Annotated in this window: 18 protein-coding genes and 1 tRNA gene; 12 read left to right on the forward strand and 7 right to left on the reverse strand. The window is 64.2% G+C overall.

Features of this window, described 5'->3' with window-relative positions; translation table 11 throughout:
- Positions 1 to 43: 43 nt before the first annotated feature.
- From secDF to PU724_RS11755, 5 genes are all read left to right on the forward strand, one after another.
- The gene (gene secDF, locus PU724_RS11735; RefSeq protein WP_292350768.1) at positions 44 to 2,599 is read left to right on the forward strand and encodes a protein translocase subunit SecDF; all 2,556 of its coding nucleotides are present in this window, start codon (positions 44 to 46) and stop codon (positions 2,597 to 2,599) included.
- Positions 2,600 to 2,609: 10 nt separating this feature from the next.
- Positions 2,610 to 2,999, forward strand: coding sequence for an Mth938-like domain-containing protein (locus PU724_RS11740; RefSeq protein WP_354422110.1), 390 nt, complete (start codon positions 2,610 to 2,612; stop codon positions 2,997 to 2,999).
- Between the two features lie 25 nt (positions 3,000 to 3,024).
- A complete protein-coding gene (locus PU724_RS11745; RefSeq protein ID WP_354422464.1) occupies positions 3,025 to 3,843 on the forward strand; it encodes a phytoene/squalene synthase family protein in 819 nt (272 codons plus the stop codon).
- Positions 3,844 to 3,924: 81 nt separating this feature from the next.
- On the forward strand, positions 3,925 to 4,353 hold the full coding sequence (locus PU724_RS11750) for a hypothetical protein (RefSeq protein WP_354422108.1): 429 nt from the start codon (positions 3,925 to 3,927) through the stop codon (positions 4,351 to 4,353).
- Positions 4,353 to 5,303, forward strand: coding sequence for a sterol desaturase family protein (locus PU724_RS11755; protein ID WP_354422106.1), 951 nt, complete (start codon positions 4,353 to 4,355; stop codon positions 5,301 to 5,303). Before PU724_RS11750 ends, PU724_RS11755 begins: the two co-directional genes overlap by 1 nt.
- Here the strand turns inward: PU724_RS11755 and PU724_RS11760 are convergent, their stop codons facing one another.
- The 5 genes from PU724_RS11760 to PU724_RS11780 form a co-directional block, all read right to left on the reverse strand.
- Positions 5,304 to 5,627, reverse strand: a complete 324-nt coding sequence (locus tag PU724_RS11760; protein ID WP_189556637.1) for a type II toxin-antitoxin system RelE/ParE family toxin — start codon at positions 5,625 to 5,627, stop codon at positions 5,304 to 5,306.
- Entirely contained in the window at positions 5,599 to 5,901 is a 303-nt protein-coding gene (locus PU724_RS11765; protein WP_128275212.1) for a type II toxin-antitoxin system ParD family antitoxin, read from the reverse strand. The genes PU724_RS11760 and PU724_RS11765 overlap by 29 nt, the downstream gene beginning before the upstream one ends.
- 67 nt (positions 5,902 to 5,968) lie before the next feature.
- On the reverse strand, positions 5,969 to 7,378 hold the full coding sequence (trmFO, locus tag PU724_RS11770) for a methylenetetrahydrofolate--tRNA-(uracil(54)-C(5))-methyltransferase (FADH(2)-oxidizing) TrmFO (RefSeq protein WP_354422104.1): 1,410 nt from the start codon (positions 7,376 to 7,378) through the stop codon (positions 5,969 to 5,971).
- 424 nt (positions 7,379 to 7,802) lie between these two features.
- Positions 7,803 to 7,943 (reverse strand): DUF1127 domain-containing protein, encoded by a 141-nt coding sequence (locus tag PU724_RS11775; RefSeq protein ID WP_126054215.1) that lies wholly within the window; start codon positions 7,941 to 7,943, stop codon positions 7,803 to 7,805.
- Between the two features lie 51 nt (positions 7,944 to 7,994).
- Positions 7,995 to 8,135: a DUF1127 domain-containing protein gene (locus PU724_RS11780; protein WP_006335194.1), complete on the reverse strand. Its 141-nt coding sequence runs from the start codon at positions 8,133 to 8,135 to the stop codon at positions 7,995 to 7,997.
- Positions 8,136 to 8,371: 236 nt separating this feature from the next.
- Here PU724_RS11780 and PU724_RS11785 point away from each other — a divergent pair, with 236 nt between their 5' ends.
- Genes PU724_RS11785 through PU724_RS11795 form a run of 3 tightly spaced genes read left to right on the forward strand, consistent with a single transcriptional unit; the run spans position 8,372 to position 11,574 of the window.
- The gene (locus PU724_RS11785; protein ID WP_320254582.1) at positions 8,372 to 9,490 is read left to right on the forward strand and encodes a DUF2157 domain-containing protein; all 1,119 of its coding nucleotides are present in this window, start codon (positions 8,372 to 8,374) and stop codon (positions 9,488 to 9,490) included.
- On the forward strand, positions 9,487 to 10,071 hold the full coding sequence (locus PU724_RS11790; RefSeq protein WP_320254583.1) for a GDYXXLXY domain-containing protein: 585 nt from the start codon (positions 9,487 to 9,489) through the stop codon (positions 10,069 to 10,071). Before PU724_RS11785 ends, PU724_RS11790 begins: the two co-directional genes overlap by 4 nt.
- A 54-nt stretch (positions 10,072 to 10,125) precedes the next feature.
- Entirely contained in the window at positions 10,126 to 11,574 is a 1,449-nt protein-coding gene (locus tag PU724_RS11795) for an aromatic amino acid lyase (protein ID WP_354422099.1), read from the forward strand.
- Positions 11,575 to 11,606: 32 nt separating this feature from the next.
- On the opposite strand, the gene PU724_RS11800 is transcribed toward PU724_RS11795, so the two are convergent.
- Positions 11,607 to 11,689: transfer RNA gene (locus PU724_RS11800), tRNA-Leu, on the reverse strand.
- A gap of 341 nt (positions 11,690 to 12,030) precedes the next feature.
- On the opposite strand from PU724_RS11800, the gene tig reads away from it, so the two are divergent.
- The 4 genes from tig (at position 12,031) to PU724_RS11820 (ending at position 16,304) form a co-directional block, all read left to right on the forward strand.
- Entirely contained in the window at positions 12,031 to 13,521 is a 1,491-nt protein-coding gene (tig, locus tag PU724_RS11805) for a trigger factor (protein WP_127284359.1), read from the forward strand.
- A 274-nt stretch (positions 13,522 to 13,795) separates the two neighbouring features.
- Positions 13,796 to 14,176: a c-type cytochrome gene (locus PU724_RS11810; RefSeq protein ID WP_127284351.1), complete on the forward strand. Its 381-nt coding sequence runs from the start codon at positions 13,796 to 13,798 to the stop codon at positions 14,174 to 14,176.
- A 33-nt stretch (positions 14,177 to 14,209) separates the two neighbouring features.
- Positions 14,210 to 15,139, forward strand: a complete 930-nt coding sequence (locus PU724_RS11815) for a heme o synthase (protein ID WP_354422097.1) — start codon at positions 14,210 to 14,212, stop codon at positions 15,137 to 15,139.
- Positions 15,140 to 15,485: 346 nt separating this feature from the next.
- Complete coding sequence (locus PU724_RS11820) at positions 15,486 to 16,304, forward strand: DUF2189 domain-containing protein (RefSeq protein WP_127284349.1); 819 nt, start codon at positions 15,486 to 15,488, stop codon at positions 16,302 to 16,304.
- Positions 16,305 to 16,362: 58 nt separating this feature from the next.
- Here PU724_RS11820 and PU724_RS11825 read toward each other — a convergent pair whose 3' ends face one another.
- The gene (locus PU724_RS11825) at positions 16,363 to 16,836 is read right to left on the reverse strand and encodes an aminoacyl-tRNA deacylase (RefSeq protein ID WP_127392866.1); all 474 of its coding nucleotides are present in this window, start codon (positions 16,834 to 16,836) and stop codon (positions 16,363 to 16,365) included.
- Positions 16,837 to 16,958: the final 122 nt, after the last annotated feature.

Consider the following 16,958-nt stretch of genomic DNA (forward strand, 5'->3'; position numbering starts at 1 on the left):
AGGCGGAACGCTGCCGCTTGTACGCCTGAACGGATAAGAACGAATGCTCTATTTTTCGCGCCTGAAGATGATCCTGATCTGGCTGGCCGTGGCCGCCACCGTGGTCCTCGCCGCGCCCAATCTCTTCCCCGCCAGCACGTTGGCGCAATTGCCCAGCTGGGTGCCGAAGCGGCAGATGACGCTCGGCCTCGACCTGCAGGGCGGTTCGCACATCCTGCTTCAGATGAACCAGAACGACCTGATCAAGGATCGGCTGGAGACCTCGCGCGACGAGATCAGGACGCTGCTGCGCGACGCCAACCCCAAGATCAATTACACCGGCCTTTCCGGGTCGGGCCGCACGGTGCAGGTCCGCATCACCGATCCCAGCCAGCTTGACGCCGCCAAGAAGGTGCTGAAGCCGCTGACCGACCCGGTGGCGGCGGGTCTCTTCACCGGCGGATCCGTCCAGGAGATGACGCTGGACGATTCCGAGCCCGGCCTGCTCAAGTTCACGGTGACCGACGCCGGCATCAAATACCGCACCTCGACGGCGCTGACGCAGTCGATCGAGGTCGTCGAGCGGCGCGTCAACGAGCTCGGCACGACCGAGCCGATCGTGCAGCGGCAGGGCGACGACCGCATCCTGGTCCAGGTGCCCGGCCTGCAGGATCCGCAAAGGCTGAAGGAAATCCTCGGCCAGACCGCCAAGCTGACGTTCCAGATGGTCGACCAGTCGATGCCGGTCCAGGACGCGCTCAACGGCCGTCCGCCGGCAGGCTCCTCGATCCTCTATTCGCAGGACGATCCGCCGGTACCCTATCTGATCGAGAACCGCGTCATCGTGTCGGGCGAGAACCTCGTCGATGCGCAGGCGACCTACAATTCGCAGAACAACGAGCCGGTCGTTTCCTTCCGCTTCGATTCCAAGGGCGCGACCCGCTTCGGCCAGGCGACGGCGCAGAATGTCGGCAAGCTGTTTGCCATCATCCTCGACAACCAGGTGATCTCGGCGCCGCAGATCCGCGAGCCGATCCTCGGCGGCACCGGCCAGATCTCCGGCAATTTCACCGCCCAGAGCGCCAACGACCTCGCCGTGCTGCTGCGCGCCGGCGCCCTGCCGGCGACGCTGACCGTGATCGAGGAGCGCACGGTGGGTCCGGGCCTGGGGCAGGACTCCATCCATGCCGGCAAGGTCGCCGGCATCATCGGCTCGATCCTCGTCGTCGCCTTCATGTTCGTCGCCTACGGCTTCCTCGGCTTCCTGGCCAACATCGCGCTTGCGGTGCATGTGGCGATGATCGTCGGGCTGTTGTCGCTGCTTGGCGCGACGCTGACCTTGCCTGGTATCGCGGGTATCGTGCTCACCATCGGCATGGCGGTGGACTCCAACGTTCTGATCTATGAGCGCATCCGCGAGGAGCGGCGGGCCGGCCGCTCGGTCATCCAGGCGATCGACACCGGCTTTACCAAGGCGTTGGCGACCATCGTCGATTCCAACGTGACGTCGCTGATCGCGACCGTGGTGCTGTTCTATCTCGGCACCGGGCCGGTGAAGGGCTTTGCCATCACCTATGCCATCGGCATCCTGACCACGGTCTTCACCGCCTTCACCTTCACCCGCCTGCTGGTGTCGATCTGGCTGCGCCGCGCGCGGCCGAAGGAACTGCCGCGCGCGCCGGTGACCTTCATCCCGCCCGGCACGAAGATCCCGTTCATGGGCATCCGCCGCTGGACCTTCGCGCTCTCCAGCCTGCTGTCGATCCTGTCGGTCGTGCTGTTCATGACCGTCGACATCAACTACGGCATCGACTTCAAGGGCGGCTCGCTGATCGAGGTGCAGTCCAAGAGCGGCAATGCCGATCTCGCCGACATCCGCGGCAGGCTGACGGAACTCAACATCGGCGAAGTGCAGGTGCAGCAGTTCGGCGAGCCGAACGACGTGCTGATCCGCGTCGGCACCCAGGATGGTGGCGAGAACGCCGAGCAGACCGTCATCGACAAGGTACGTGGCGAGCTGCAGGACCAGTATGATTTCCGCCGCGTCGAAGTGGTGGGACCGACGGTTTCGGGCGAACTCGCCAAGCAGGGCACGATCGCCATGCTGATCGCGCTGCTCGGCATCCTGGTCTATGTCTGGTTCCGCTTCGAATGGCAGTTCGCGGTCGGCGCCATCATCGCGACCGTGCACGACGTGGTGATGACCATCGGCTTCTTCGTCATCACCGGACTGGAATTCAACCAGTCGTCGCTGGCGGCGATCCTGACCATCATCGGCTACTCGCTGAACGACACCATCGTCGTCTACGACCGCGTCCGCGAGGATCTGCGGAAATACAAGAAGATGCCGCTGCCGCAGCTGTTGAACAACGCCATCAACGAGACGCTGTCGAGAACGACGCTGACCTCGGTGACGACGATCCTGGCGCTGCTCGCGCTGGTGCTGTTCGGCGGCGAGGTGATCCGTTCGTTCACGATGGCGATGCTGTTCGGCGTGGTGTTCGGCACCTATTCGTCGATCTTCATCGCCGCGCCGCTGCTGATCCTGTTCAAGTTGCGGCCGCAGGCCACGGCCGCCGACGAGGAGAAGCCGGTGAACGGCAAGGCCGTGGCGACCTGACGCCGCGGCCGTGGCCAAGGGCATCGTCATCCGCGAGGCGCATTTCCCCGGCCGGGCGCCGATCGAGGCCTATGGCAATGGCGGCTTCCGCTTCGCCGATATGTCGCATCGCGGCTCGCTGCTCTGCCTGCCGTCCGGCATCCATGGCTGGGAGCCGGCCGATCCGGTGGCGTTGACGGTGGCGGACTTCAGCAAGCTGCTCGCCGAGGCCGGCAAGGTCGAGATCGTGCTGGTCGGCACCGGCAAGGATCTGCGGCCGCTGCCTGCCGCGCTGCGCGCGGCATTGAAGGAAGCCGGCATCGCCGCCGATCCGATGTCGACCGGCGCGGCGGTGCGGACCTACAATGTCCTGCTCGCCGAAGACCGCGCCGTGGCCGCGGCGCTGATTGCCGTCGACTGACGTGGCCGATACCGCCAACATCGTCATGGATGCGGTGCGCGCTTCCGACCATGACCGTTATCTCAGCGCGCTCTACGCGCCCGCCGACAAGCGCGACGCGCTGTTTTCCCTCTATGCCTTCAATGCAGAGATCGCGTCCGTTCGCGACCGTATCCACGAGCCGTTGCCCGGCGAGGTACGGCTGCAATGGTGGCGCGATGTCATCGCGGCAGAGAACGATGCGGAGACCGGCCATCCGATCGCCGATGCGCTGAGGGCAACGATAGCGGCCAACCGCCTGCCGAAGCCAGCCTTCGACAACATGCTCGAAGCGCGCATCTTCGATCTCTATGACGACGCGATGCCGTCGCGCACCGACCTCGAAGGCTATTGCGGCGAGACCGCCGCTGCGCTCATACAGCTTGCGGCAATGGTGCTCGATCCCCAGGAGGCGCCGCGCTTCGCCGAATTGGCTGGGAGGGCGGGCTGCGCCCAGGCGATCACGGGCCTTCTGCTGCTGTTGCCGCTGCATCGTCGACGCGGCCAATGCTTCGTGCCGGCGGATATCCTTGCGGCGGCTGGCTCGTCATCGGAAGAGTTCGTCAAAGCGGACGGCGGCCCCGGCGCGCAGCGCGCGGTGGCGGCGATGATCGCGCTGGCGCGCGAGCATCTCAATGCTTTCGAGCGCGGCGCCGCCGCGCTGCCGGCTTCACTGCGCCCGGCCTTCCTGCCGCTGGTGCTGACGCGCGCCTATCTCGGCAAGATGGAAGGGCGCTCGCCGCTCGATGGCGCTGCGCGGCTTTCGGCTTTGGGCCGGCACTGGCTGCTGCTGCGTCGCGCCTCGAAAGGCTGGCCGGCCATTTGACGTAAACGTCAATCGTGCTAGGTGTTCTGCCGGTCGGACTCGCGTCGAAGAAGCGCAAGCCGCCGGAGGAGATGCCATTCCATGAGCCTGCCCGTGCTGGTCGCCCTTGTCGTGTTCGGCATCGCGCTGTCGGTCGCTGCCGTGCATTTCACTGGCGGCACCACGACCGCGACGCTTGCCGGCACGGATCAGGCGCTGCAGCGTTTTGCCGAGGATTTTCCCGATGAGAAGCCGGCGGCGGTGCGTCTGACGGCGGACCGCCGGGCGGCATTCCTCGACCTCGGGCCGGCGCGCGCCGGTATCGTCAGCAGCATCGGCGATTGCTTCCTGACGCGCATCGTCACGCCGCGCGACATCCTGGCCCTGACCGTCGACGATCCGCTTTCGATCTCCATCAGGCCAAACGACTTCACCTGGCAGGGCGGCCGGTTCGCCTTTGCCGATGAGGCCGACGCCAAAGCTGTGGCGGCTGCATTGCAGGACGATGATCGGACCGGGGAGGCCGCGTGATGGACGACTACAATTTTCCGCAGGTCACCCAACTGGCCATCCCGTTCTTCGTCGCCGCCATCCTGATCGAATTGTGGCTGGTGCGCACCGGCCGCGCCAGGGGATCGTTCGAGACGCGCGACACGCTGACCAGCCTGATGATGGGCACCGGCAACGTCGTTGCCGGGCTGCTGCTCGGTGTTGTGTCCTACTGGGCGCTGCTTTGGCTTTGGCAGTTCCGCTTCTTTAATCTCGGCCTGTCGGTCTGGGTGTTCCTCGCCGCCTTCCTGCTCGACGATCTGCGCTACTATGTCTACCACCGCATCGCGCACCGGGTGCGCTGGGTGTGGGCCGAGCATGTCAACCACCACTCCAGCCAGCACTACAATCTCTCGACGGCGCTGAGGCAGAGCTGGACCGGGCTGTTCACCTTCATGTTCGTGCTGCAGGCGCCGCTGGTGCTGCTCGGCTTCCATCCGGCGGTGATCGCCTTCACCTTTGGCTTCAACCTAGTCTGGCAGTTCTGGATCCACACCGAGGCGATCGGCAAGATGTGGGGCTGGTTCGAGTTCATCTTCAACACGCCCTCGCATCACCGCGTCCACCACGCTACCAATCCGCGCTATCTCGATGCCAATTATGCCGGCACGCTGATCATCTGGGACCGCATGTTCGGCACGTTCGTCGAGGAGTTGGAGGAGGACCGGCCGCGCTACGGCATCGTCAAGAACATCGGCACCTTCAACCCGCTGAAAGTGGCCTTCCACGAATGGATCGGCATGTTCAAGGACGCGCTGATGCCGGGACTGACGCTGCGCCAGCGCCTGAACTACCTCATCCAGCCGCCCGGCTGGAGCCACGACGGCTCGCGCGAGACGTCGGAGACGCTGAAAACAGCCTATGTCAGGCGAAATCCGGGCGAGGCGGGCAAGCCGGGCTTGCCTGCGGCGCCAGCCGTGCCTGCGGAGTAGTTAGGACGGTTCGTCGCCGCGCATCAGCGTTTCATAGTCGCGGCCGCCGTAGAAAATCCTGACGATGTGGACGAAATCGTCCTCGATCACGTAGGCGATGACGGCGGAATGTTCGAATGGGACAGTTCGCAGTCCCGGCACGATGTCGTCGCGCGACCGGCCACCACGAGGGGCGTTACCGATGCTCAGGCAACGCTCCTTGATCCGATCGATAAAACCGTTGGCGGTAGTTTCGCTGCGGCTACTATCAAGGACATAGGCGGCAATGGCTTCGAGGTCGGATATTGCCTCTTCCCTAAGAACGACGGCGAGACGCTGAATCATCTTTGTCTCGTGCCAATCGTGAAATCCGGCCTCTTACTCTTTCGATTGCCTCTTCGAGCGGAACCGCGGGTCTCGTGTCCTCAAGCGAAGCCTTCACCCGCGCCCGGATCGACGCCATGCGTTCTGCATGCTCCTCTTCTTCGCGCTGAAAGGCGCGAAGCGCGGCGCGGATCACTTCGCTCGCCGAGCCGAAGGATCCGTCCTCGACCTTTTCGCGGATCATGCGCGCCATGGCAGGCGTGACGGTGACGGAGAGTTTTTCGGCGGCTTCCACGGGATTGCTCCAAAAGGCATGAAGTAGGATAATATCCCACTTTGCGCCTTAGGCCAACCGGCGCCTGTTATTCCGCCGCCTCTGCCTGCGCCGGCAGGCCCAGCCATTGGCGGCAATCGGCCAGCGCGCGCCCCGTGATGGCGCGCCGCTTGGCGACGATCTTGTCCTTGCCGCGCAGCCGCTTGCCGTCGGACTTCGGTGCCTCGACCGGTGGGAACAGCCCGAAATTGACGTTCATCGGCTGGAAGGAGCGTTTACCGGGCTCGTCGTCGGAGACGATGTGGCCGCCGGTAATGTGGTTGAGCAGCGCGCCGAAGGCGGTGGTGAGTGGCGGCGGCGCGGCCTGATGGCCGAGCCTTTCGGCAGCGGCGAAACGGCCGGCGAGCAGGCCGATCGCGGCACTCTCGACATAGCCCTCGCAGCCGGTGATCTGGCCGGCAAAGCGCAGGCCCGGCCGCGACTTCAACTGCAGCGAGGCATCGAGCAGTGTCGGCGAGTTGATGTAGGTGTTGCGGTGCAGGCCGCCGAGGCGGGCAAAGTCGGCGTTTTCCAAGCCCGGAATGGTGCGGAACACGCGCACCTGCTCGGCATGCTTCAGTTTGGTCTGGAAGCCGACCATATTGTAGAGCGTGCCCAGTGCATTGTCCTGGCGCAGCTGGACGACGGCGTACGCCTTCACCGATGGATTGTGGACGTTGGTCAGCCCCATTGGCTTCATCGGTCCGTGGCGCAGCGTCTCGACGCCGCGCTCGGCCATCACCTCGATCGGCAGGCAACCGTCGAAATAGGGCGTGCCTTCCCATTCTTTGAACTCGGTCTTCTGGCCGTCGACCAGCGCCTGCACGAAGGCGAGATACTGCTCCTTGTCCATCGGGCAGTTGATGTAGTCCTTGCCGGTGCCGCCGGGGCCGACCTTGTCGTAGCGCGACTGGAACCAGCAGGTGTTCATGTTGATCGTGTCGAAATGCACGATTGGCGCGATCGCATCGAAGAAGGCGAGCGCATCGGCGCCTGTGGCTTCCGCGATCGACTGGGCAAGCGAGGGCGCGGTCAGCGGGCCGGTGGCGATGATCGCCTGGTCCCAGTCGGCCGGCGGCAGGCCCGGGACCTCCTCGCGCTGGATGCTGATCAGCGGATGCGCCTCGATCTTTCGGGTCACCGCGTCGGAAAACCCGTCGCGGTCGACGGCGAGCGCGCCGCCGGCCGGAACCTGGTTCGCGTCTCCGGCGCTCATGATCAGCGAACCGGCAAGCCGCATCTCGGCATGGAGCAGGCCGACCGCGTTGGTTTCGGCATCGTCGGAACGGAAGGAGTTGGAGCAGACGAGCTCGGCAAGACCATCGGTCTTGTGCGCATCGGTGCCGCGGACGGGCCGCATCTCATGCAGCACGACCGGAACGCCGGCCTCAGCGATCTGCCAGGCGGCTTCGGAGCCGGCGAGGCCGCCGCCGATGACGTGAACGGGATTTTTGCTCATGGGCGCCGGAATAATCGCTTGTCGCCGCGATTGCAATCGGCGCGAAGGACTGGAAAGGGCCGATGGCGGGCCGAAGGGCGGCAAAGCCGGCCTCAGAAACACAACACCCGCCGGGGGAGGAGGTCCGGCGGGTGTCGTTTTGGGGGTCGATCCTCGGGAGGAGGTGAAGATCGACCGTATTCGTCATCGCCGGGGAGGAGGTCGGCTCTGACGAAATTCCTTTCGCCGTTTGAAAAGGGGCGAAACCTTTGGAAGACGAACTATGTTCGCTTCGAAGACGAACTGCGTTCGCTTCGGGAACAACGCCCGCCGGGGGAGGAGGTCCGGCGGGCGCCGTTTCAGTGGTCAACCCTTGGGAGGAGGTAAGGGTTGGCCGTATCCGTCAGGGTCGGGGAGGAGGTCGACCCTGGCGAAATTCTTGTACTTAGACCGCCTTGCGGGCGACCATCTTGATCTCGTCACGGACGATGCCGAGATCATGGAGCTGGCGATTCGACAGACGACCCAGCTCGGTAACCGTCTCGCGATAAACGCGCCAGTTACGATAGTTGCGGATCAGGTTCATTGTCGTTCTCTTCTTCAAAACTGGTTCGGACCATTCGCGGTCCGAAGAGGATTAGACCGCCTTGCGAGCGACGTAGTGGATGTCGCTGCGGCTGATGCCGAGGTCGGTCAGTTCACGGTTCGACAGGCGGCTCAGCTCGGAGACGGTGTCCCGGTAGCGGCGCCAGTTGCGGTAGTTGCGGATCAGGTTCATGGTAGTGCTCGTTTCGTCTTTCGTTCGGATCATTCCGTTTGTGTACGAACAGAAAATAGGCGGGGTCATATCGATTTAAAAGTGCCATTGGCGCATGGCAGCAATGCAAATTGTGCAATGCAACATTAACGCGCGTTCACGGCTTCGACATAAAGAAACCCGAATCGGAAAATGCCGTAGCGTCAACGGTTTGACCGGGTGGGCCGAATAAAAGACCGAGGGCAGGGGGAAAGAAAATGGCGAGCTATGCTTCGCGGGTCAGGTCAGACATCGTCCGATGGCGGCAGACCGGCCTGATCGACGCGCCGACGGCCGAGGCACTGGTGCGCGATATCGAGGCCACCGAGCGCAAGTCGCTGAGCTTCGGGTCGATCCTGGCGATGATGGCGGCGCTGCTGTTCGGCGCCGCGATCCTGATCTTCGTCGCAGCCAACTGGGAAGCCATTCCGCGCCTGGTCCGCGTCGCGGCGCTGTTCACCGCCATCCTGGCTGGTTATGTCGGGGGCGCGGTGCTGAAGACACGCGACCACGCGGCCATAGGCGAGGCGCTGTGGATCGTGGCGGCGGCGGCCTTCGGCGGATCGATCGCGCTGATCGGCCAGATGTATCATCTGACCGGCGACGAGGCCTCGGCGCTGCTCACGTGGGGCGCCGGCACGGCGCTGGCAGCGGTCGCGCTACGCTCGAACCCGCTCACTGTCGTTTCCGTCGGCATCGCCGACGCCTGGCTGCTCCTCAAATGGGGCGGCTTTTTCCGGCGCTCGGAATTTCCCCATCTCTTCCCGGCCATTGTGCTGGTGCTGTTCGCGATTTCGTTCTGGACCCGCAGCCAGGCGGCGCGGCACCTGATCATCCTGTCGGTCCTGTTCTATCTCGTGCTGCTGTCGATGGATCACAACACGCTGCAGGTGTCGGTTCCGCTGGCGCTCGTTTCGGCGCTGCTTTTTGCAGCCGCGGTCTTCGCCGCCGAGCCGGTCGACAGGATCGTGCAACTCGGCGGCCGTCTGCCCCTGCACGCGCTGATCGGTTTCCTCACCGGCATGGCGATGGTCCAGTTCGAACTGGCCGACGAGGCGAGCTACAATGGCGCCTTCGCCATTGCCTCGGCGGTGGCGCTCGCCGCCATCGTCGCTGCGATCATGCTGGGCGGCCGCGAGAGCAGGGGTCTGCGCTGGGTCGCCTATGCCGGCTTCGCCTTCGAGCTCGCCATCATCTATGTGGTGATGCTGCAGTCGATGCTCGGCACCGCCGGCTTCTTCCTGGCCGCCGCGCTGCTGCTCGGCACAATGGCGCTGGTCATCATCCGCGTCGAAAAGCGCATGAACACGCCGCGCAGCGAAGGAGCCCTTGCATGATGACCGGCAAAAGACTGATCATCTCGGCGCTGCTGCTGGCGCTCGTCCAGATCGGCTTCCTCGGCTGGATCATCGCCGGGCGGGCGGCGATCCTGCGCGACGGCAAGCAGGTGCTTTTGAAGGTCGAGCCAATCGATCCGCGCGACCTCTTGCGCGGCGACTATATTTTCCTGGGCTACGAGATATCGCGCATCCCGGTAAAGCTGATAGCCAACATCCCGGCCGACAAACTCGTGAGCGACGACACCTCGATCGTGGTCCGGCTGAAAAAGGGCGCAGACGGCTATTGGCAACCGACAACGGCCTGGTTTGGCGCCGCGCCAGCGCCGGCCGCCGCGGACGAAGCCGATATCGTCGGACATATCAACGACGGTTGGGGCCTGCGCGAAGAGGGCGCATCGATCACTCCGGACTACGGCATCGAGCGCTTCTATCTGCCGGAAGGCGAGGGCATGGCGATCCAGAACGACATGCGGGTGCGGCCGTTCGCCGTCCGTGTCGCCATCGCCGCCGACGGCACCCCGCAGATCAAGGCGCTGATGGACGGCGACAAGACGCTGTTCGAGGAGCCGCTCTACTAGCTCCGCATTGCCACCCGGCGTGACCCTGATGATCCCCTCCGAACTGTGTGAAGCATGACGATTGAGCTGACGGCGCGGGGCGACATCAACCTCGACACTGTTTTTCGTGTCGCCTGGCGCAAGGAGCCGGTGCGCATCAGCGACAAGGCCATGCAGCGGATTGCCGCGTGCCGCGCCTCGTTCCTGCGACTTATCGAATCCGAGCCGCCACCGATCATCTACGGCGTCACCACCGCGATGGGCGAACTGGCGAGCCGTAAGCTCGAGCGTGACGAGCGGGACCGTCACGCGCGCATCAAGGCGTTCGCGGCCGCGACTTCGTTCGGCGAGCCGCTGCCGGAGCGTGTGGTCAGGGCGATCGTGCTTGCCCGCCTCACCAATTTCATCGAGGGCAACGCCGCCACCTCGCCGCGCATCGCTGAAGCCGTCGCCGCCATGCTAGACGGCGGGCCAATGCCGATCGTGCCGTCGCAGGGCCAGGGCGGCGCCGGCGAGATCCTGGCCCTCTATCCGCTGTTCGCCGCGCTTTCGACGCGCTTCGACCTGGAGGTCAAGGAGCGGGGATCGCTGATCAACGGCTCGCCCTGCGCGGCGGCGCTGGTCGCCGACGCCGCCCTCGCCGCGCGTAGGCGCATTCAAATGGCGCACAAGGTGTTCGCGCTGTCGATCGAGGCCTTTCGCGCCCCGCTCGAGCATTACGATGCCGCGCTCGACGGGCTTTGGGGCGACGAGCAGGAAGCGGCGGCGCTGCAAGGGCTGAGGGAGTTTCTCGTCGGCGCCGGCGACGGGCGGCGCAACTATCAGGCGCCCGTCAGCTACCGCATCGTGCCGCGCGTGCTGGGACAGGCGCATCGCGCGCTGTCCGGCGCAGAACGGGCGGCGACCGTGTCGCTGGCGTCGATCTCGGACAATCCGGTCTACGTCCCGCCGGACGAGGCGCATCCGCTCGGGCGCTGCATCAGCACCGGCGGTTATCACAATGCGATGGCGACGCCGGCGCTCGACGATCTGGCGGCGATCTGGGCCGACATCTGCCTGCTCTGCGACCGCCATGCCTCAAAGCTGCTGAACGGCAAGGTCTCGCTGCTTCCCGATCTGCTGATGGCCGACCGGCATTGGGCCGACAGCGATGGCCACGGCAATGTCGGCTACGTGCCGATGGCGATCACCGGCTATCTGGAACAGGCGAAGCTTGCGGCGCAACGCACCTTCATCCCGGGCACGGAATCTGCCGGCGCCGGCCAGGACGATGTCGCGACGACGGCGTTCCTCGCCTGGACGAAGGAGGCGGCCGCCGGCCGCTGCCTGGACGCGGCGATGGCGATGCTGGCGATGATCGCCTCGCAGGCGCTTTACGTCACCGGGCGCGAGGCGCCGCCGGCGCTTCGGCCCTTCGTTGCCGACATCAGGGCCATCGTGCCGCCGGTCAGGGATGACCGCGTGCTGGGGCCGGAACTGGCGAGATTCAGCGAATGGTTTACCGGCAAGGTCTTCGAGGCATAGCCGCGGCGCCTCGGTCTGTCAGCCGAAGCGGATGGTGCGGGTAGAGGGACTCGAACCCCCACGATTGCTCGCCAGAACCTAAATCTGGTGCGTCTACCAGTTCCGCCATACCCGCGCCGCCCGGCAATCCCATGTAGCCATCATTCTGTCAATGTCGCAGCCCAAATGGCTGTCATTCGCCACAATGCGAAGATGGTTGAAAATTAGGCCGGCCTGTGACAAAAGGCGTGTCGAATGTGACGGGACGCGACGATCCGCTTCTGCAGAATGTGATAAGAAGTAGGAAAAACAAAGACTTATTCACATCTTGGAACGCAGTTTGGAAGGATTTGAGCCGCTTTAGCGGTCAAGCCGCCAGCTTCCGTACCAAAAGCCATTCCCGGCAAGATTATACCGGCAGGCTGTAAGCGGCATGAACCGCCTGGCAGCCTCATGGGTGAGAACAAAGGTTTTATGATGCAGGTCACCGAAACGCTCAATTCCGGTCTCAAGCGCGAGATCAAGATCACCGTGCCGGCCGGTGACATGGAAGCCAAGCTGATGGCGCGGCTGACGGATGCCCGCAACAAGGTCCGTATCAACGGCTTCCGTCCCGGCAAGGTGCCGGTGCAGCACCTGCGCAAGGTCTACGGCAAGTCGTTCATGGCCGAAGTGGTCAACGAGATCCTCAACGATTCGACCCGTTCGATCATTTCGGGGCGCGGCGAGAAGGCCGCCATGCAGCCTGAAGTGATCATGACCGAGGACGAGAAAGAGGCCGAGAAGATCCTGGCCGGCGGCGCCGATTTCGAGTTCCGCCTCAACTACGAGATCATCCCGGCGATCGAGATCAAGGACTTTTCCGACATCAAGGTGACGCGCCAGGTGTTCGACGTGCCGGACACGGAAATCGACGACCAGGTCAAGCGCATCGCCGAATCGGCGCGCAGCTATGAGCCGAAGACCGGCAAGGCCGCCGAGGGCGACCGCGTGACGATCGACTATGTCGGCAAGATCGGCGGCGAGGCGTTCTCCGGCGGCGCCGGCAACGACCAGCCGCTGGTGCTCGGCTCCAAGGAGTTCATCCCGGGCTTCGAGGACCAGCTGATCGGCGCCAAGGCCGGCGACGAAAAGCAGGTGACCGTCACCTTCCCGGAGAACTACCAGGCAGCGCATCTGGCCGGCAAGGAAGCCACCTTCGACGTCACCGTCAAGGAAGTGGCGAAGCCCGGCGAACTGGAGATCAACGACGAGACCGCCAAGAACCTTGGCCTGGAATCGCTGGAGCGCCTGCGCGAGATCGTGCGCGGCCAGATCGAGAACCAGTTCGGCTCGATGACGCGCCAGAAGGTCAAGCGCCAGCTGCTCGACCAACTCGACGCGTCCTACGCGTTCGAGGCGCCCTCGAAGCTCGTCGAGGCCGAGTTCAACAACATCTGGAGCCAGGTCAACCGCGATCTGGAAGCCGCCGGCCGCACTTTCGCCGACGAGGAGACGACGGAGGAAGAGGCGCGCGCCGAATATATGCGCCTGGCCGAACGCCGCGTGCGCCTCGGTCTGGTGCTCGCCGAGATCGGCGAGAAGGCCGGCGTCACCGTTTCGGACGAGGAGCTGCAGCGCGGCCTGTTCGAGCAGGTTCGCCGCTTCCCGGCCAACCAGCAGCAGGAAGCCTTCGAATTCTACCGCAGCAATCCGGATGCGCTCAACACGCTGCGCGCGCCGATGTTCGAGGAGAAGGTGGTCGACCATCTGCTCGGCCAGATTTCGGTCACCGACGTCAAGGTCAGCAAGGAAGAGCTGATGGCCGACGACGAAGAGGGCGAGACCGCGACCAAGGCGAAGCCGGCGAAGAAGGCCGCGTCGAAGAAGGCCGAAGCCAAGGCAAGTGAAGCCAAGGCCGGCGACGACGCCGAGGAGCCCAAGAAGAAGGCCGCGCCGAAGAAGAAGGCGGCCAAGGACGCCGAATAACCCGGCGCACTTTGTTCAATCGCGAAAGGCCGCCCTCGGGCGGCCTTTTTCGTTGTGGCTGTCTCGTCGGTGTGCCGACCCGCTGAGCGCGCGCTCTAAACCTTCGCAATCTCTGGCTTTTTCTATCCGCCGGCTGGAATCCGTGGTATGTAGGTGCCGCAATTCCACTGCGGTAGTGCGGATATTCCGTACTTGCCATCTAGGGGCGCAAGCCGACGTGATCGGCTGCGTAAATCGTCAAAGGCAAGGATGACGACCAGGGAGGAAGTGCCATATGCGCGCCATCGCATTTATTGCAGCCATGTCCGTAACAGCCTTCACCGCGCATCCCTCGCAGGCGCAGGACGCCGCGGCGGGTGAGAAGGTCTTCGTCAAATGCAAGGTCTGCCACATCGCGGACGAGGACAAGAACAAGATCGGGCCGTCATTGCATGGCGTCATTGGGCGCACGGCGGGCACGCACCCTGATTTCACCTACTCCCAGGCGATGATCGATGCCGGCAAGTCCGGCGTCAAATGGGACGAGCCGACTCTGACGACCTACCTTCATGATCCCAAGGCCATGGTCAAAGGGACCAAGATGGCGTTTGCCGGTCTCAAGAACGACCAGGACGTGGCCAACGTTATCGCCTACCTCAAGCAATTCTCGCAATAGTCATTCTCCTGCCTCCATCGGTGGTCGCCTGCAATGTCGACTAGGGAAAGCCGCCTCGAGGACACCGGCATTCGCCTCTCGGAAGCGACGGCCGCCGATTTCTTCGCACTGCTCAAGCCGCGCGTCATGGCGCTTGCCGTCTTCACCGCTTTCGTCGGCCTGATGACGGCGCCCGGGGCGATGAACCCGGTCATCGCGGTGATCGCGATAGCGGCGATCGCCATCGGGGCAGGGGCGGCCGGCGCGCTCAACATGTGGTACGACGCCGATATCGACGCACTGATGTCGCGCACCGCAAAGCGGCCGGTGCCGTCGGGCCGCGTCAGCCCTGGCGAGGCGCTCGGTTTCGGCCTGGTGCTTTCGGCGCTTTCGGTGATGACGCTCGGGGTGCTGGTCGGCTGGCTCGCCGCGTCGCTGCTTGCCTTCACCATCTTCTTCTACGTCGTCATCTACACGATGTGGCTGAAGCGCTCGACGCCGCAGAACATCGTCATAGGCGGCGCGGCGGGGGCGCTTCCGCCGGTCATCGGCTGGGCGGCGGCCACCGGCGTCGTCGGGATCGAAAGCTCCATCCTGTTCCTGATCATCTTCCTGTGGACGCCGCCGCACTTCTGGGCGCTGGCCTTGTTCAAGGTCGGTGACTACGCCGCTGCCGGCATTCCGATGATGCCGAACGTGGCGGGCGAGGCGTCGACCTGCAGGCAGATCTTCGCCTATGCGCTCATCCTGGCGCCGATCGGCGTGCTGCCCTGGCCGTTCGGTTTCGCCAGCGGCTTCTACGGGGCAGTCGCAGCCGCGTTGGGCATCGGCTTCATCTGGCATGCCTGGAAGGTGCTGGCCGCGCCCGACAAGGAGATGAAGCCGGCGAAGGCGCTGTTTGCCTTTTCGATCGCCTATCTCTTCGCGATCTTCGCCACGCTGCTCGCCGATACCATTGTCGCGCGCGCGGTCGGTTCATTCTGAACCGCTGGCATGAGCCTCAGTCGCCGGCGGGGATGACTGCCGGCGACGTCACGCCGGCAGCGCGAAAAACCCCAGCAGCAGCAGAATGAGTATCCCGAGGCCGAGTATGAGAAGCGTCCGCGTGTCCATGACCTTCACCTTCGACCCGGCAGAGAATAGCGAAAAAGGTGTTTTTGAACCAGCTTATGGCTGGCGACCGCGGGAACCCTAGCCGACAAAGGGCGACAAGTCCCGCGCAAGAGAGTATGGTGATTGCGGTGCAGGTCGCGGTTGGCGTGACCAATCACGCAGATCGATCGCACCATGAAACCGCGACCTTGCCGGACCTGATCTGGAGGAATGGTTCATGGCGAGCTTTCACGTGATTGCAGGTGCCAGCGAAACGCTGGAGCATACAAGAATTCGAAAAATCGGCGTTTCCGATCTTTTCGACGCTCTCAGACGCGGCGTCGACGATTTCATGGTCAAGCCCTCGCATATCGTGTTCCTCTGCCTGATCTATCCGCTGGTGGGCGTGGTTCTCGCCGCCTGGACGTCGGGCGCCAATGCGTTGCCGCTGCTGTTCCCGCTGGTCTCCGGCTTCGCGCTGCTCGGCCCGTTCGCGGCAATCGGCCTCTACGAGATCAGCCGCCGACGGGAGGCCGGTATCGATGCCTCCTGGAGCCATGCCTTCGAGGTCAAGAACTCTCCCGCCCTGCCGTCGATCGCCGCCGTTGGGATCATGCTGTTTGCGATCTTCATCGCCTGGCTTTTGACCGCCCAGGCATTCTACGTGCAGCTTTTCGGTCCGGCGCCGCCTGCATCGCTGTCCGGCTTCATCAATGAGATATTCGCCACCGGGCGCGGCTGGACGCTGATCGTGCTTGGTCACGCCATCGGCTTCGTCTTTGCCGTGGTGGTGTTGTGCACCACAGTGGTCGCCTTCCCGCTGCTGCTCGACCGCGATGTCGGCGCCTACGAAGCCATCCACACCTCGGTGCGCGTGGTCATGGCGAACCCGGTCGTCATGGCGGTCTGGGGGCTGATCGTCGCCGTCGCGCTGATCATCGGCTCGATCCCGGTGTTCGCCGGGTTGGCGGTGGTGCTGCCGATCCTCGGCCATGCCACCTGGCATGTCTACCGCAAGGTGGTGGAACCGCCGCCCTCGGCAAAGCCGGCAGGTTGAGCTTTGGGGCCGCGCCGTTTCGGCGCGGCCCCGATCTCTCGGTAGTTCTCTCGATTTCTCAGTAGGCCGGATGGCTGAAGCGGGCCTGGCGCGCATCCGTGGTCAGGTTGCGAAAGTCCTTGCCGCTGACATGCACCAGCGTTCTGTGGTCGCCGCCCTCGAAATAGACGTCGTCGGCGGCGCCGAGGCTTTCGTCGAGGATCACCGGCACGTCATAGGCGGCACCGATCGGCGGGACGGCGCCCACGTCGCAATCGCCGAAGAGCGAGACCACCTCGTCTTCGGAAGCGAGCCCGAGCCGCTTGTCCATGATGCTTTGCAAGGTGCCGAGCTCGATCCTGTGGGTGCTCGGGACCACTGCCAGCGCATAGCCGAGCTCATGGTGAACGACCACCGATTTGGCCATGATGCTGCCCGGCACATGGGCGGCTATGGCCGATTGCCGGCTGGTGGACGTGCGGTGATGCTCGACGGTGTCGTAGAAAACTCCCTTGCCATCGATGAAATGCTTGAGTTTGTTCGCGATCGTCATTTTGGCGCCTCTTGTCTTGAGTTGTGACGCATTGAAATGACGGCGGTCTCCCACCGTTTCCGATGCCGACAAAGATGGCTCAGCCATCCATTGTTTCAAGGCGAGGCGGCCGTCCAGCAACT

The sequence above is a fragment of the Mesorhizobium abyssinicae genome, assembly GCF_049887195.1.
Taxonomy (GTDB): domain Bacteria; phylum Pseudomonadota; class Alphaproteobacteria; order Rhizobiales; family Rhizobiaceae; genus Mesorhizobium; species Mesorhizobium abyssinicae.